This window comes from Nitrosopumilus sp. (assembly GCF_025698945.1).
GTDB lineage: Archaea > Thermoproteota > Nitrososphaeria > Nitrososphaerales > Nitrosopumilaceae > Nitrosopumilus.
Genome location: NZ_JAILWM010000001.1, coordinates 484,951 through 500,920, shown reverse-complemented (window position 1 = coordinate 500,920; position 15,970 = coordinate 484,951). Strand labels below are relative to the sequence as shown.

The window sequence follows — 15,970 nt, the reverse complement described above, 5'->3', positions numbered from 1 at the left end:
CTTTGAAGATTTTCGAGTAACTTGTTACTTTTTCGACAAAAATTTCTTAAATTATTTTTTGTTGGGTTGATTAGTTTTTCACTAGTCCCAAATGTTTCCATATCTGCTCAATCTGAAGGATTTTCTGATATTGACAGCTCTTCATTGTTTGTAACTAAAACTATGTTTGTTGCTCTAGACTTGGTCAAACAGGAATTGAGTAATGGAAATGTTGAAGGTGCTAAAAGTCTCTCAAAACTAATAACTGAGATTTTCCCTACTCATTTGCAGAATTTAAGAGTGTCAAATTCAGAAATTTCAGATGAAATCCATATCCTGCTTTTAGATTTACATAGTACTATTGGAACATTAGACAATCAACAACTAATCTCTGATATTAAAATAATTGAAAATCTCTTATCTGAATATCAATCACCCAACCCTGATTATGGAATGGTTAGTGGATTGATTTTGATAATAGTTGATGAACAATACCAAATTGCAATCAAAGAAGAAAATGAAACTCTATACATGTTTTCTGCAGATTTGGTGAATCTGGTTCATGAAGAATTATTCCCACATACAAATTATGATGAACGTCTAAGATTAGAAATTGATTCTTTTCTAGTAGAATTAAAAGACAAGATTGCAAATAAACATGATTTTCTTTCTGTTGGAACTTTGATTAATGCAATTAACCGTGATTTTGCTGGTCATGAATCTATAGCATATGATAAACAAAAACTCTATGAAACAATTCGCAACTTGTATGGTGATCTTCTCATTGCAATAGATAATGGAGATTACAAAAAAGCTGAAGAATTGGGAGTTGAAGCATATCTTGAAAATTTTGAATATTTAGAACCTGATATTGAGAAAGTTGATTCAGAATTATTATATTCGTTAGAATGGGATATGCGTGAAGAATTACGTGATATGATTCGAAATGAACAAGATCCACGAGTAATTCGAGTATTCATTGAAGATTCGATTTTGCCTAATCTTGCTGATGCAGAATCTAAAGTTCAAGAATTGGGAACTGCTGGCTTAGCAGAAATTACTCTTGAAAAAGAACTTAAAGAAATGGGTGATGCCAGTGAAGATGCAAAATCCAGTGTAAGAGGCGAGATCGATTTTATTCGTGATACTCTACAAGAAATGTTATTTCAATATGAAAATCAAGACTATCAATCTGCATATGTTTCAGCTAGAACTGCATATCTTGATAGTTATGAATATGTAGAAATTCCTTTGCGTGCAATTGATCCTGATTTTACATTAGAGGTTGAATTTCAATTTGCACAATTAAGAAATCTCATTAAACAACAAGCTTCTTATGAAGAAGTCCAAGAGGTTGCAATTTCTATTAAAAGAAGTTTGGATGAATCCGAAAGATTAGTTAGTGGTACTGGTACATTGGCACCAACAATTGCATTTTCATCTTCTTTTGCAATAATCTTTCGTGAAGGATTGGAATCTGTTTTGATTTTGGGTGCAATACTTACATACTTGGAGGCATCACGAAATAATCGCTATAAAAAACATGTTTATTATGGAATTATTGCTGCTCTTGCTGCTACAGCTATAACTTGGTTTATTGCATCATTTGTGATTGCAATATCTGGTGCAAACCGAGAATTAATTGAAGCTATTGCAGCACTATCAGCTACTGGAATGTTGTTTTATGTAAGTTTCTGGGTATTGAATAAAATAGAACATAAAAAGTGGATGGAATTTGTTAAAGCAAAAGTTTGGCAAGCAACAACTACTGGAAGTGTCATGGTTTTTGTGATGTTGTCATTTTTCACAGTGTATCGTGAAGGTTTTGAAACAGTTCTATTCTATCAAGCAATGTCTGGATTTGCAAAATATATGGAAGCATATGTTGGATTGGGATTCCTTGCAGGAATGGCTACATTATTTTTGATTTATTATGTGATGAGAAAATTGGGAAGAAAATTACCGTTACGTGCACTATTTGGTTTAACTATGGGAGTGGGTGCATACATGTCAATAGCATTCTTAGGAAATGCTGTAAGAGAACTTCAAATCCTAGAAGTTATTCCTTATACAGGAATGATAGGAGTAATTCCTAGATTAGATATCAATCTGGCAACCATGACTGGAATTTATCCAACACTTGAAACTGTTGTGGCCCAAATAATTTTGCTAGGCATTTATTTATTAGCTTCAGCTTATGTTCTGATAGTGAGACCTCAAAAAGAGAAACGCTTAGCTTCTATGAGAAAGTCTCATGGAGCAGAAAATGTCTGAAAAAACTAGAATTCGCGTAGGAATTGATGTAGGGGGTACCTTTACCAAAGCGGTAGCCATTGATGCAAAATCAGGTACAATTCTTTCAAAATCTACAGTTCCTACAACACATAATGCAAAAAAAGGTGTTTCAGAAGGAATTGTCCAAGCACTATCAAATATTATAGCAGAATCCAAAATTAACATTAATGATATTGAATTAATTTCTCATAGTACTACTCAAGCAATTAATGCACTTTTGGAATCAGATACTTCCAAAGTAGGTATTATTGCAATGGGGGTTGGACCATCTAAAAAAGATGTGATAAAACGTACAAATTTACAAGACTTGTCAGGGAGTTCTAAAGACATTTTATCATCACATGAGTTTCTTGACACGTCTCATCTGATCACAGAACATGAAGTTAGAGACACTATTGATAGATTAAAGTCAAAGGGTGCACAAGTTATAGTTGCTACAGAAGCTTTTGGTGTAGATGATCCCTCAAACGAATTATTTGTAATGAATACTTCAGCCAAATGTAACATCCCATCAACTGCATCGCATGAAATTTCTGGAGTTTATGGTTTGGAAATAAGAACTCTTACTGCTGCTGTAAATGCTAGTGTTTTACCAAAAACATTTCAAGTTGCAAATTATGTTGAGGATGCTATTAGAAAAACAGGAGTTACTGCACCATTAATGATAATGAAAGGCGATGGAGGAGTTTCCAATATGGATACTTTTAGAACAAAACCTATTTTGACTGTATTGTCTGGACCTGCTGCAAGTGTTGCAGGCGCATTACTTTATCTTAAAGTTACAAATGGAATTTTTGTAGAGGTGGGAGGAACAAGTACAAACATCTGTATCATTAAAAATGGAAAACCAGAAATTCGATATGTCACAATCCATGATCATCCTACTTGCATTCGTTCAATGGATGTGCGAATCCTAGGTGTTGCAGGAGGAAGTATGGTGTCTCTTTCTCAAAATAGAGTTTCTAAAGTTGGTCCAAGAAGTGCACACATAGCTGGTTTGAAATATTCTTGTTTTGCTGAGCCAGAAGATCTTAAAACTGGAAAGATTATCCTAGTCAGACCTAAAGAAAATGATGAAGAATATGTGGCAATAAAATGTGATGCTGGAACTTATGCAATTACTAACACATGTGCTGCTAATGCATTAGGGATGATTGAAAAAGATGATTACTCTTATGCTAATCAAGAGTCTGCAAAAATTGCTCTTAAAATTTTAGGTGACTATTTGAATATGCATTATCATGAAACAGCTCAATCCATTATCCAAACTGCGTCTTTTGAAATTACTAAAACCATTACTAATGTCATAAAGGAATTTCATCTAAATAACTCCATCAAATTAATTGGTGGTGGAGGTGGTGCTTCAGTTTTAGTTCCATTTGTTGCAAAACAACTGGGGTTGGCATATCAAAAGGCTGAGCATGCAGATGTTATATCATCCATTGGAGTTGCATCATCAATGCTTCAAGAAGAAATTGAGCAAACTATGGATGATGCCACACCTGAAAAAATTACACAAGTGCAAAAAAAGATCCATACAATGTTAATCAATAAAGGAGCTGTTCCTGAATCCATTGTAATTGATAGTGAATATATCTCTGAGAAAGCATTGCTTCGTGTAACAGCAGTAGGAAATGTAGAATTAGATAGTGTTGAGACATCAAAGAGTATCTTCACATTAAATGATGCTAAAAAACGTGCAAGTGAAATTATAGAAATTTCTGATGATTTAATTGATTTAAGCTTTGAGACAGATCATTATTTTGTGTTTACTGGCCATATTGAAGTCAAAAAATTGTTTAGTAAAAAGAATCGACATCATATCCTAATTTTGGATAGATATGGAAAAATGAAACTGTCTTTGAAAAATGGAAAAATATTCCAAGGTGGAAAAATATCTCTCTTGGAAGAATTGGATGATTTCTTAGAATCTAGACACTCAGAAATTGCTCCTAAGGTTTTCCTACTTGATGATCTAAAACTAGTAGATTATTCTAGTCTTACATCATCTTCAAAAATCATTGATGGAATAAGACGTGAACTGGAAAAATCTGAAAAAGCCGCTGTCTTAGTTGAACTTTGATTTTTTAAATTTAAAATTATGTTGTGATTTTATCAAGTTGATTAGATTCAGCTGCTGTCTTTATTTCACGTGCAATTCTTTTGCCCATACTCATAGATTCATTGAATAGTAGTGAGTAGTATGGAGAGCCATCCATGTAGATGTTTGTTCCTGCAACAATTCTTGCAGAGAATTCAAATGATGTGAACTTTGCATTTTCATCATATACTCCTTCAATACAAAATGGACCGTTCATTCCTGGTGATACCATCCTCTTAGAAGCCTCAACAAAATTTTCCCCCATTGTATAAACTTGGTCTAAAAGTGATTCTCTTAACACAAGAGGGCTATTTCCAATTACATTAAATGATGGAACTTTGTTTGATTTGAGTTGTTGTTCAGAAGGAATTCTAGCCAAACCCTCAATGTCTGATTCATGTCTTTGATCAACTCCAAAGAACTCTAACTCTTCTTTGAGCGGAGAATAAAAAAATTGTAAATATGCTAAAACTCCTGCTGCATATTCCTGAATGTACAGTGTTTCGTCTTTTGAAATAACTCCGTCAGAAATTAATTGATTTCTTTTAGTATTGTAATCTTCTTGATTTGCCGCCATAAAGTATCCTTTTCCTCCTGCAGCCCCCTGGCGTTTTACAATGACTAATTTTTTAATGTCTTTAGGATCATTAACTGGTTTTGGAACTGGAAGTTTAGCTTCTCTCATTAATTTCTCTTTCATCCCTCTGTCTGATTCCCATCTGAGAATCCATTTATTTCCAAAAACTGGTGTTTTTATTGATTCAATTTCTTCAGAACTCATCTGTGCAATTAGCGTTCCATGTGGAATTAGAACCGAGTCATTTTGTTCAAGTATTGATTGACACTTTTGATCTAGTACTTCTTTGAATGAATCCACCAAGATTAATTGATCAATAAATGGAAATCTCTTGTAGAGTTTCTCGCGTTTTTTCTCACATACAAGAATTGTTTTTAGACCTTCATCTTTTGCTCCTTTTAGAACTTGCAGTGAACAATGAGATCCTAATGTTGCAACTGATGACATCTTATAATATTCATAGAAAGCTGTACTTTATGAACTAAATGTTCTGTGAACTATGTGCCGATGAGACATATTGAAAAACTTCGTCAATTAACTCTATATTTAATTCTGACTTGATATTTTCAGGTATTACTTTTAAAATAAAATCATACATTGTAGTGTTTTTTGGCAATTCGCCTCTTTCTTGTAGTAATGAAAAAACAGCTATCCCATTTGAGATAATTGCAATGATTTTCTCCTTGTCTGATAATGTCATGATTTTATGGTTTTTCTATCAATTTAATATAAATTCGGCTATGTTCTTCTAAATAATTGATTTTTTCAAATCATTTATTTTAAGAATCTTGATAACTTCTGTTTGATAATCTAAGGTTTCCAATTCTGTTGAAATATGATGTCCTCCTACCTCTGCTGGTTTATCAGCAGCATGAAATCCAACATATACAGCAGTAATGATAAACATTGCAATCACTAATCCAATTAGAATGTCCATGTTGTTTTGAAGTGAACTTTTTACTGGCTATAAGCATTATGAAAATTAGGGTGTTAATGCATTATTTTGTATAAAAATTAATTACACCATGAAATATGGAGTAAAGTAAATTATGATTGAAACTGAATTAGGAAATTTACGACGATCTCATTATTCTGATGAAATTTCCCCTTCTATGGATGGAAATGTAGTAACATTGATGGGATGGGTTTTGACAATTAGGGGACATGGAAATATCAGTTTTGCCACAGTTCGTGATAAAAACGGCGATTTCTACGTTGTTGCAAAAAAAGGAGATTGCCCAGATGATATTCGTGAAAAAATCTCTTCTCTAAAATCTCATTCCTCTATTGCAATTACAGGAAAAGTAAAATCCTCAGAAAAAGCACCTAGTGGATTTGAAATAATACCTACTGAATTGAGAGTTTTCTCTGAGGTTGAAAAAGTTCCTCCTTTTGAGCCTACTGCAAAAACTGTAAAAAATATTGATACTCGACTTGAAGTAAGACCCATTGATCTAAGACGTGATACTCTTCAACATATATTCAAAACCAGAAGTTTTGTTTTACAATCCATACGAGATTATTTTAATTCTGAAAAATTTGTAGAGATTAATACTCCAAAAATGATTGCCACTGCTACTGAAGGAGGGGCTGCATTATTTCCAATATTTTATTATAACAAAGAAGCTTTCTTAGCACAAAGCCCTCAATTGTACAAAGAACAACTTACAATGAGTTTTGAAAAAGTTTTTGAGATTGCACCTATTTTTAGAGCAGAACCATCAAGAACCAATCGCCATTTAGCTGAAGCAATTTCCATAGATCTGGAAGAAGCATTTGTTGATTACAACGATATTATGAATAGAATTGAACAAATCATAAAAATTTCTGTAAAGACAGTTGTAGATTATTCAAAAGATCATCCTGATACTGAATTTATCATTCCAAGTATTCCAGAAACAATACCACGCTATTCCTATGATGATTTGGTTGATAAAATGCAAAAGGCTGGCGCAAAAACTGAGTGGGGTGATGATTTGTATCCCTCTAATCTCAAAAAGATTGGGTTGGAAGGATTTTATTTTATCAAAGATTGGCCATTAGGTCCAAAACCATTCTATGTTAAAGAAAATAAATCTAATCCAAAAATTTCTGAATCTTTTGACTTGATGTTTGGTGATCTTGAATTGTCATCTGGTAGTACTAGAATTGAAAAAAGAGATGAACTAGCAGAGAGAATGCGAAATAAGGGAATGAACACTGATGCATTTGAATATCATCTAGGAGCATTCGATTATGGAGTTCCTCCACACGCAGGTTGTGGAATTGGACTTGAGAGATTGATTATGGCACTCACAGGTACTGAAAATATTAGAGATGTGACATTTTATCCAAGGGATGTTGATAGATTAACTCCGTAACCTAATCTGCTGAAATTTGTTTTATTTTTAATAATACTTTGTTTGTCATCTGTTCCAAGTAGTACATATCTTGATTGTTCATTTCTTTAGACATGAATAATATTCATTTGAGGCATAAATAACCTGTTGTTTGTTTTGAATAATACATGTTATTCCTTCTCAAATTTCTTTGAATATTTTGATTGTATATTTTAGGCTCAGCATTTGGTTTTTTTACCTGATTTTAAAATATGGCTTGTTTGTAATTTGTAATACAAACTCTTTGATATATTTCCCAATTGTGGGAATAGTGTATGAATATACACATGGCTCGAAGAAGACGAGGTTTGGCCACTGTCGTTACATCTGCAATCATGATGACTGCAGTGTGTATTATGGGTAGTACGGGGGTTGTATGGAGTCAAACATCTCTCAATTCCCAACAATTAGAAATGACAAGCACTGTCAATGATTATGTTAACAGGATTAACGAGTTTATGGTTTTTGAATATGTTTACTGTGATTCTGACCCCTGCGATTCGATAGTTGTTGTTTTAACGAATGTTGGGGATGTTACTTTGGATGTTTCTGAGATTAAGATAAATGATAAAGATTCGGAATTTACTAAAACTACTAAGATTTCAAAAGGACAAATAAAATCTGATAAAAGCATATCTGTTGTAATTGATGATCCTGCTTTTTCATCATATGATATACTAGATGTTATTGTAAAAACTACTAGGGATAACATAATTCAAACAACTATTAGCACATAATCTTTTTACCAGATTAAAATTTTGTTGTATGTGTAATGATCAAAAGAAGAGGCCTTAGCAGTGTAATTGGGATGATCTTTTTAGTTGTGGTGTTAAGTTCTACCATTGGATATTTTACGTATGGTGTAAATCTGATTGAGTCTTTAAATGATCAAATTGTTATAAAAAGTATGGAGACACAAAATAAAATAAAGGAATCATTTGATCTATCTACAGTACAAATTGTTAATGGAAAATTTAACATTACTTTACAAAATACTGGAGATTTACCAATCAATATTGCAAGACTTTGGGTAAAAAATGTAACTGATAATACGTGGCCTTTGCAAAATTTTACTGTTAATAAAATTGTAACTCCTGGTGAAATTTTAACAAATGTGGGTCAGGATGTTGGTCTTTTTGCATTAGATACACAAGCTTATGATCTGAAATTTGTAACAGAAAGAGGAAACAGTAAAGAATTTTCTGTTAATGCTCCTGGCCAACAACCTCTGGATATAAGATTAATTGCTTTGCCTCAAACTGTATCTGATGGATTTCTGACTACTTTACTAATGACTGTCACAAATAATATGACAAATAACAACATCTTGCTTAATCTTGCTCCTGAAATGCAAACTATACAAACTACAGGAACCGCATCTTATGAATTAATTTCAAATGTAACTCCTTTACAAATATCATCTCTAGCAAAAGGTAACACTGAATATTTTACTTGGACATATAAGATATCTGGTGATGTTGGAAACACTGTGATATTTACTACTGCATTACAAAATGGTTTTCCTCAAAACACTGCATCTGCTCAAGTTACGGTAAATGATGTTCTTTTAGCACAACAGTCTTCCACTACTTTGGCTTTGAATTCTGGTGTGAATTCTCCTAACAAAGATCAATTAGTTTTTCATAGTGAAACAAACAATACCCCTAGTGGTGAATACCAAATGTTTTCTGGTGATGTTGATAATGGAGGAATGACTATCTCTGTAGAAACTGACAATCCAAAATTTTTTACCAATGATGGGATTGCAGTATCAATTCCAGCAGGAAATTGGAATGCAAGTCTTACTTACTATAGTTCTCCCTTCCCTGATAGTTTAAGTGATAACAATTCTGATAATATGGTTCTGCATTTTGAAGGAAATATCTCTCCTATAGATTCAACTGGAAATACTGCAAACCATATTTTGGGCTCTGGCTCTAATATGCCTACATATGGTGCATCTAGTGGTCCTCATAATTCGGGAGCATTTAGTTTTAATGGTAATGATTACATTGAATTAAATTCTGAAAATGAAAATCGTGTTGATTCATCACCTGACACCACTGCTTTGTGGTTTAAAGGAGATGATGTGGCTGGCTCACAAATTCTTTATAGAGCATACAGTGCCAACGAATATTACGAAATAGGTTTACAATCTGACGATAATGTTTATTTTACATATTTGACTCAATCTGGTCAAACTCCAACATTATGTGAAACGTCTGGCGGTGATTATGATAATGGAAATTGGCAATTCATAACAGTTGTAAGGGCAACTGATCATTCTTGTTTATTATACATAAATGGTACTTCTGTAGGGATAACAACTACTGGCTCTGGTAGTAGTTCGGTTAGCGTATCAAATATTTTTGTTGGAGCAGAAGATGATACACCTAATAATGGATTTAATGGTGTAATTGACGATATATTTCACTGGAATAATTATGCACTTTCCTCATCTGAGATAGCTGATCTATATGCTAGTAATTATGGAGATTCTGCACACCTTGTTACTGTTTCCATGAATAAAACTGATGAGAATGGAGTGTTCAAATCTAATATTGTTACTGATGTTGCATATCCACTTAAATTTCTAGATGGGATGGAAAATAATGATTTTTTGTCTAGTTTCAACTATACAGCATTTATTGCAAATTCTGTAAATTTTACTAGCTCTGAAAGATTAGTTTTTGGAATGAATGATGTTACTGGTCTTGATCTTAACATGCGCATTGATGATACTTCTTTAACTGGAAATCCTGCTAATTCTTTCTTACAATATCCATCAACATCGGACATTTTTGCATCTTATCTTACATTTACCGCCTCTTCAAATATTGGAATAACTGTGTATAATGTGGGGCCTTCTTCGATCTGGCTTACATATGAGGGAACCCGATTGACTTTTGAAGATGTTGTCTCTTCTAACACTTATGCTGCAGTGATTTTATCTGGAAATAGCACAACTAATGGTGGTGTTATTACATCTACTCAAGATAGTATTGCATTTCCATTTAATGATATACTTAATCTTGAATTTTCAACAGCAAAAAACCCTCCCGCAACAACAGGTTCTACAGGACTTATCCCTGCTGGAACTTATGATATGAACCTACACATAACCGGATATGACATTAATGGAAAATCAATAACCAGAACAATCAGTTTTGGTCTTGTAACTGTAACTTGATAATCATTACTTTCCATTTGAGTTTTTCTAAAAAAGATTGATTTTTTCATGATATAGTAATATATCGATGTTTAATTGATCTGAAATAACATGGTAACTGAAGAAGAAATTGAACGTATTTCCAAGTTAATGAGAATAGAAATTGATGATCATAAAGAATATGTTGAAAAGGTAAAAACAATGATTGGATATTTTGACATTTTAGATTCGGCAGGTGTGGAGTCTGAAGAAATTTCGATGCCTGAAATTTCAATTTTGAATTTAAGACAAGATAAGTATATCCCATTTAATGATAAATTAATTGAGAAATTGAACCACTACAAAGGGACATACGTTCGTGCACCTAAGATGTCTTCATGAATCTAAAAATATCTGCTCTTGACTTCGTTCAAGAAGTAAAAACTGGAAATATTTCTGTGGAGGACTTTATTGCAAAAACACTAGAACAAATTCAAAATGTGGATGACAAACTACATGCATTCTTATCCATAAATGAGCAATCCATTGATCAAGCCAGAGAAATTGATAAGAAAATCAAGTCTGGTGACAAAATTGGAGATTGTTTTGGTATGCCAATTTCTATTAAAGATAATTTATGCATTAAAGATTCTAAAACCACATGTGCATCAAAAATGCTTGAAAATTTTGTTGCACCATATGATGCTACAGTAATTACAAAATTAAAACAACAGGATGCAATATTTGTAGGCAAAGTAAATATGGATGAATTTGCAATGGGATTGACAACTGAATTCAGTGCATTTGGCCCAAGTAAAAATCCATGGAATGAGGATTATGTTCCTGGTGGTTCTTCTGGCGGAAGTGCAGTTTCTGTAGCGTCTTTTGAATGTGTTGCATCACTTGGCTCTGATACTGGAGGTTCTGTTAGAAATCCTGCAAGTTTTTGTTCTACTGTAGGATACAAACCAACTTATGGGTTGATTAGCAGATTTGGTTTAATTTCTTATGCAAACAGTATAGAGCAAATAGGGCCTCTTACAAGGACAGTTAAAGACACTGCATTTATTCTAAACATGATTTCTGGAGTTGACCCAAATGATAACACTACAATTGATAATTTCAATCAAGACTATCTATCTGAAATTGATTCTGGAATAGAGGGAAAGAAAATTGGAATTATTAAAGAGATGATTAGCGAAGGGATAGATTCTGAAGTTCTATCTGCAACTAAAGAAGCCATAAAAAAACTTGAGAGTCTTGGTGCTACCTGTGAAGAGATATCATTAGACATGGTGCAATATTCTGTAGCTGCATATTATACAATTACTGCAACTGAGGCTGGAAGCAATCTTGCAAGATATGATAACTTAAGATATGGGTATGATTTTCCTGTAGAGGGCTATGAGTTTAATTCTTACATCTCTAAAGCCCGAAGACATTTTGGTCCTGAAGTAATCAGACGTATGATTGTTGGTGGATTCGTTCCATCATCCGGACAAGCTGGAAAATATTTTCTTAAAGCACTAAAGGTAAAAAGTAAACTAACACGAGAGATTAATGATGCATTTAAGAAATTTGATTTATTGATATCTCCCACTGTGCCTATTCTCCCATTTAAGATAGGTGAAAAAATTAATGATCCAGTTTCATTGTTTCTAGTTGACATTAATACTGTTGCCGCAAATCTAACTGGGAAACCTGCGATATCCATTCCATTTACTTTCTCAAATGGACTGCCAATAGGAATTCAATTAATGGCAGATTCTAATAATGATAAAATGTTGCTACAAGCAGCTTATGCTTTGGAGAGTACTGTTACTTTACCGGAGGTATCTCTTTGATTGGTTTAGAGATTCACTGTCAATTGACAAATTTACAAAGTAAATTATTTTGTACATGTAAAGCAAACTATAGAGAATTCCAAATCAATGAAAACATATGTCCCATCTGTATGGGATTACCTGGTAGTTTACCTAGGTTAAATCAAGAAGCAGTTAAAAAAGCCACTTTAATTGCAATGGCATTAAACTGCTCTATACCTGAAAAGATTGCATTTTTTAGAAAAAATTACTTCTATCCAGATTTACCAAAAAATTTCCAAATCACACAACTAAACATCTATGGTGATACAAGTATTGGTGGAACTGGTTCAATTATGGTAGGAAATAAAAAAATTAGAATTACAAGAATACAGTTAGAAGAAGATCCTGGTAGACTGATATATGAAGGCAATTCATCAAAAAATCAAATAACTCTTGTTGACTATAATCGTGCTGGGACACCATTAGTTGAAATTGTCACCGAACCTGATTTTGAAAATCCAAAACAAGTAAGGGATTTTCTAAATATTCTATCGGATCTATTGGAAAATTTAGGAGTATCTGATCCAAGCTTAGAAGGTGCAATGAGGGCTGATGCTAATGTATCTATTGCAGGTGGTAAAAAAGTTGAAATTAAAAATATTGGTTCATTCCATGATCTAGAAAAAGCAGTTCATTTTGAAATTACAAGACAGGAAAGCCTATACTCTAGAAATATTCCTATAGTTCAAGAAACGCGTCATTGGGATGATAAGAGAAAGATTACTGTCTCATCACGTTCAAAAGAAGAAGAACTAGATTACAGATATTTTCTAGAAGGGGATATTCCTTGGGTTACAATAGATCCTGATGTTTTAAACGAATTAAAATCTGAAATGCCAGAAAGTATTAGCTCAAAAAAAGCACGCTATGTATCAAAGTATGGTATATCCGTTCAAGTAGCAGATGTTCTCTCATCTGATAAATTTTATTCTGATCTATTTGAAAAATCTCATAATGATTCCAATGCAAAAGAAATTGCTAACCTCATTACAACTGATCTTATGGGATTAGTTGACACCAGAGAAAAACGTGAAGACTCAAAGATTCTACCAAAACATTTGAATGATTTGGCAGATGCAATTCAGTCTGGAAAAATTTCTAGAAATTCTGCAAAAACTGCGTTATATGAAATTGTAAAAACTGGGCATGATCTATCTCAAGTAATATCTGACTTAGATCTTGGAAATGTATCTGACGAATCACAATTGTTTAGTATTATACAACAAGTAATATCTGAGGAATCTCAAGCAGTAGAACAAGCAAAATCTAATCCTCAAACAATTAATTATTTAGTTGGTAAAGTGATGCAAAAGACAAAGGGTAAGGCAGATCCTACTTTGACCCTGAATTTATTAAAAAAACAAATTGTATAATATGACTGACTTTTCTCTTGAAGATGTAGAATTTATCAAACTTCTTGCTCATTCTGATTCTGCTAATCTTTTGGCAGAAATAGATGAATCTACTAAAAAAAGACTTGATAATCATATTGCTGTGATTTTGAGGGAGTATTATTATGAAAACACACTGAATGCCAAAACCAATTGGAATGAAAAATTTCTCAAAGCTGGTATTGCAGAAAATGATGGAAAAGCAGCAATTGCTTGTGCTAGACGTATGGGGATTGATATATTCTAAATGAAAAAATCTTTTTACGTTAATTGTGGTTGTTAGAATAGGATCTTGTCTGATTTTATATTTACTCCAACTGAAAAACAAATCCAAGAATCAAATATCTATCGTTTCATGCAAAAATACAATATTTCATCATTTGAAGAATTGTCTAAAAAAGCAAGACAAGATTTGAAATGGTATTGGCAATCAGTTGAAAAAGATATTGGCATAATCTGGGACGTACCCTACACTAAGATATTGGATGATTCTGAAGGAATTGCTTGGTCTAAATGGTTTGCTGATGGCAAGACTAACATTTACAAATCTTCAGTTGAAAAATTTGCAAAAATTAATCCAAACAAAATTGCATATTGGTTTGTTTCTGAATCTGGAACAAAATCAAAAATATCTTATTCCGAACTGGATGTTAAGGTATCAAAACTTGCAAATGCATTAAAGTCCATTGGAATTAAAAAAGGAGATGTCGTTGCAATATACTTGCCAATGATTGAAGAGGCAATATTGGCAATACTTGCATCGGCAAAAATAGGTGCTATTCAAACTGTGATTTTTTCTGGATATAGTTCGGATTCGTTACATGTGAGATTAAAGGATTGTAAAGCAAAAGCTATTTTTGTTTCAGATGGGTATTATAGAAAAGGAAAAAGAATTTCCCAACAAAAACCAGTTGAGCTTGCAATAAAAGACACCTTTGTTGAAAAAATTATTGTTGTACCATATGGTGGAATTGATAATTATAAAAATTCACAAAACATAGTTTATTTTGAAGATTTCACTTTAAGACAATCTACGTTATGTGATACTGATACGATGAATTCTGAAGATCCATTATTCATACTATATACTTCAGGCACAACAGGAAATCCAAAGGGAGTAATTCATACTCATGGGGGGTTTTCAGTATTTGCTGGTCATCAATCATCATATCTGATTGACACTAATCAAGAAGATGTTTTATTTTGGCCTGCCGATATTGGCTGGATTACAGGATTAGTTTGGAATGTTTATGGTCTGTTACTTGTTGGTTCAAGTGCCGTAATTTATGATGGTGCATTAGATTATCCTGATGTAAATGGAATTTGGAAGATTCTATCAGAATATAATGTGACTATCTTTGGAATATCTCCTACTGCTGTACGATTATTCAAAAAAAATAATGTTGAACCCTTAAGACTTTATTCATTAGATAAAATTAAAAATATTCCGACTACTGGTGAACCACTTGATGAAGATTCTTGGTGGTGGTTATTTGAAAAAGTTGGTAATAAAAAAATCCCCATTATGAATTTGTCAGGAGGTACTGAAATAGGCGGTGCAATGCTATCTGTTTTTCCTGGAATGAAATTAAAGCCCACTACTGTTGGCATGCCAGTACCTGGGATGAATCTGGATGTTTTTGATGATTTGGGTCATTCTATAACTAACGAAAATGGATTTCTTGTAATCAAATCGCCTTGGCCTAGCATGACTAGAGGATTGTTAAATGCAAATGACAGATATCTTGAAACTTATTGGTCTAGATTTCCAAATGTATGGTTTCATGGCGATTATGTGTATATTGATAATGATAATTTATGGTACATGCGAGGAAGAACCGATGATGTGATAAATGTCTCAGGTCATAGAATGAGTACTTCTGAAATTGAACATGCTGTAATTTCACATAAAAAAATAACGGATGCTGCATCTATCGCAATACCTGATGAACTTACTGGCGATGCAATTGTTGTGTTTTTTGTATCTGACAATAATGAAAAAAACTTGGAATCAGAAGTATCTGAATTTATTGCAACAAAAATTGGTAAAATTGCAAAACCAAAATTTGTTTTTCAATTATCTGATCTTCCAAAAACTAGAACTGGAAAAATAATGCGTAGGCTATTAAAATCAAAACTATTGGGACATGAATTAGGCGATTTGTCTTCTCTTGAAAATCCTGAAATTTTGGACGAAATTCACGAATTGTCTTGAATTATTAATTTTTAATCCTTC

13 protein-coding genes are annotated in these 15,970 nt (G+C 32.9%); 10 read left to right on the top strand and 3 right to left on the bottom strand.

Features of this window, described 5'->3' with window-relative positions; all coding sequences use genetic code 11:
- The first annotated feature begins 21 nt into the window (after nucleotides 1-21).
- Entirely contained in the window at nucleotides 22-2,253 is a 2,232-nt protein-coding gene (locus K5790_RS03220; protein WP_297592363.1) for an FTR1 family protein, read from the top strand.
- Nucleotides 2,246-4,357, top strand: a complete 2,112-nt coding sequence (locus tag K5790_RS03215; RefSeq protein WP_297592362.1) for a hydantoinase/oxoprolinase family protein — start codon at nucleotides 2,246-2,248, stop codon at nucleotides 4,355-4,357. The genes K5790_RS03220 and K5790_RS03215 overlap by 8 nt, the downstream gene beginning before the upstream one ends.
- 16 nt (nucleotides 4,358-4,373) lie before the next feature.
- On the opposite strand, the gene K5790_RS03210 is transcribed toward K5790_RS03215, so the two are convergent.
- Genes K5790_RS03210 through K5790_RS03200 form a run of 3 tightly spaced genes read right to left on the bottom strand, consistent with a single transcriptional unit; the run spans nucleotide 4,374 to nucleotide 5,889 of the window.
- Nucleotides 4,374-5,399, bottom strand: coding sequence for a formate--phosphoribosylaminoimidazolecarboxamide ligase (locus tag K5790_RS03210; RefSeq protein ID WP_297592361.1), 1,026 nt, complete (start codon nucleotides 5,397-5,399; stop codon nucleotides 4,374-4,376).
- Between the two features lie 34 nt (nucleotides 5,400-5,433).
- A complete protein-coding gene (locus K5790_RS03205) occupies nucleotides 5,434-5,652 on the bottom strand; it encodes a hypothetical protein (RefSeq protein ID WP_297592360.1) in 219 nt (72 codons plus the stop codon).
- A 48-nt stretch (nucleotides 5,653-5,700) separates the two neighbouring features.
- A complete protein-coding gene (locus tag K5790_RS03200; protein ID WP_297592359.1) occupies nucleotides 5,701-5,889 on the bottom strand; it encodes a hypothetical protein in 189 nt (62 codons plus the stop codon).
- A 112-nt stretch (nucleotides 5,890-6,001) separates the two neighbouring features.
- Between K5790_RS03200 and aspS the strand changes: the two genes are divergently transcribed.
- The 8 genes from aspS (at nucleotide 6,002) to K5790_RS03160 (ending at nucleotide 15,949) form a co-directional block, all read left to right on the top strand.
- On the top strand, nucleotides 6,002-7,312 hold the full coding sequence (aspS, locus tag K5790_RS03195) for an aspartate--tRNA(Asn) ligase (protein WP_297592358.1): 1,311 nt from the start codon (nucleotides 6,002-6,004) through the stop codon (nucleotides 7,310-7,312).
- Nucleotides 7,313-7,605: 293 nt separating this feature from the next.
- Nucleotides 7,606-8,067, top strand: a complete 462-nt coding sequence (locus K5790_RS03190) for a hypothetical protein (RefSeq protein ID WP_297592357.1) — start codon at nucleotides 7,606-7,608, stop codon at nucleotides 8,065-8,067.
- Between the two features lie 35 nt (nucleotides 8,068-8,102).
- On the top strand, nucleotides 8,103-10,520 hold the full coding sequence (locus K5790_RS03185) for a LamG domain-containing protein (RefSeq protein WP_297592356.1): 2,418 nt from the start codon (nucleotides 8,103-8,105) through the stop codon (nucleotides 10,518-10,520).
- 90 nt (nucleotides 10,521-10,610) lie between these two features.
- Nucleotides 10,611-10,880: a hypothetical protein gene (locus K5790_RS03180; protein WP_297592355.1), complete on the top strand. Its 270-nt coding sequence runs from the start codon at nucleotides 10,611-10,613 to the stop codon at nucleotides 10,878-10,880.
- The gene (gatA, locus tag K5790_RS03175; protein WP_297592354.1) at nucleotides 10,877-12,322 is read left to right on the top strand and encodes an Asp-tRNA(Asn)/Glu-tRNA(Gln) amidotransferase subunit GatA; all 1,446 of its coding nucleotides are present in this window, start codon (nucleotides 10,877-10,879) and stop codon (nucleotides 12,320-12,322) included. Before K5790_RS03180 ends, gatA begins: the two co-directional genes overlap by 4 nt.
- Entirely contained in the window at nucleotides 12,313-13,716 is a 1,404-nt protein-coding gene (gatB, locus tag K5790_RS03170; RefSeq protein ID WP_297592980.1) for an Asp-tRNA(Asn)/Glu-tRNA(Gln) amidotransferase subunit GatB, read from the top strand. The genes gatA and gatB overlap by 10 nt, the downstream gene beginning before the upstream one ends.
- Before the next feature lies 1 nt (nucleotide 13,717).
- Nucleotides 13,718-13,981, top strand: a complete 264-nt coding sequence (locus K5790_RS03165) for a hypothetical protein (protein ID WP_297592353.1) — start codon at nucleotides 13,718-13,720, stop codon at nucleotides 13,979-13,981.
- A gap of 45 nt (nucleotides 13,982-14,026) precedes the next feature.
- Complete coding sequence (locus K5790_RS03160) at nucleotides 14,027-15,949, top strand: AMP-binding protein (protein ID WP_297592352.1); 1,923 nt, start codon at nucleotides 14,027-14,029, stop codon at nucleotides 15,947-15,949.
- Nucleotides 15,950-15,970: the final 21 nt, after the last annotated feature.

Bases quoted from the DNA above. Each gene is read 5' to 3' on its own strand.
- gatA (WP_297592354.1), top strand. From the start codon at position 10,877: ATGAATCTAAAAATATCTGCTCTTGACTTCGTTCAAGAAGTAAAAACT.
- K5790_RS03190 (WP_297592357.1), top strand. From the start codon at position 7,606: ATGAATATACACATGGCTCGAAGAAGACGAGGTTTGGCCACTGTCGTT.
- K5790_RS03185 (WP_297592356.1), top strand. From the start codon at position 8,103: ATGATCAAAAGAAGAGGCCTTAGCAGTGTAATTGGGATGATCTTTTTA.
- K5790_RS03215 (WP_297592362.1), top strand. From the start codon at position 2,246: ATGTCTGAAAAAACTAGAATTCGCGTAGGAATTGATGTAGGGGGTACC.
- K5790_RS03205 (WP_297592360.1), bottom strand. From the start codon at position 5,652: ATGACATTATCAGACAAGGAGAAAATCATTGCAATTATCTCAAATGGG.
- K5790_RS03165 (WP_297592353.1), top strand. From the start codon at position 13,718: ATGACTGACTTTTCTCTTGAAGATGTAGAATTTATCAAACTTCTTGCT.
- K5790_RS03210 (WP_297592361.1), bottom strand. From the start codon at position 5,399: ATGTCATCAGTTGCAACATTAGGATCTCATTGTTCACTGCAAGTTCTA.
- K5790_RS03200 (WP_297592359.1), bottom strand. From the start codon at position 5,889: ATGGACATTCTAATTGGATTAGTGATTGCAATGTTTATCATTACTGCT.
- aspS (WP_297592358.1), top strand. From the start codon at position 6,002: ATGATTGAAACTGAATTAGGAAATTTACGACGATCTCATTATTCTGAT.
- K5790_RS03180 (WP_297592355.1), top strand. From the start codon at position 10,611: ATGGTAACTGAAGAAGAAATTGAACGTATTTCCAAGTTAATGAGAATA.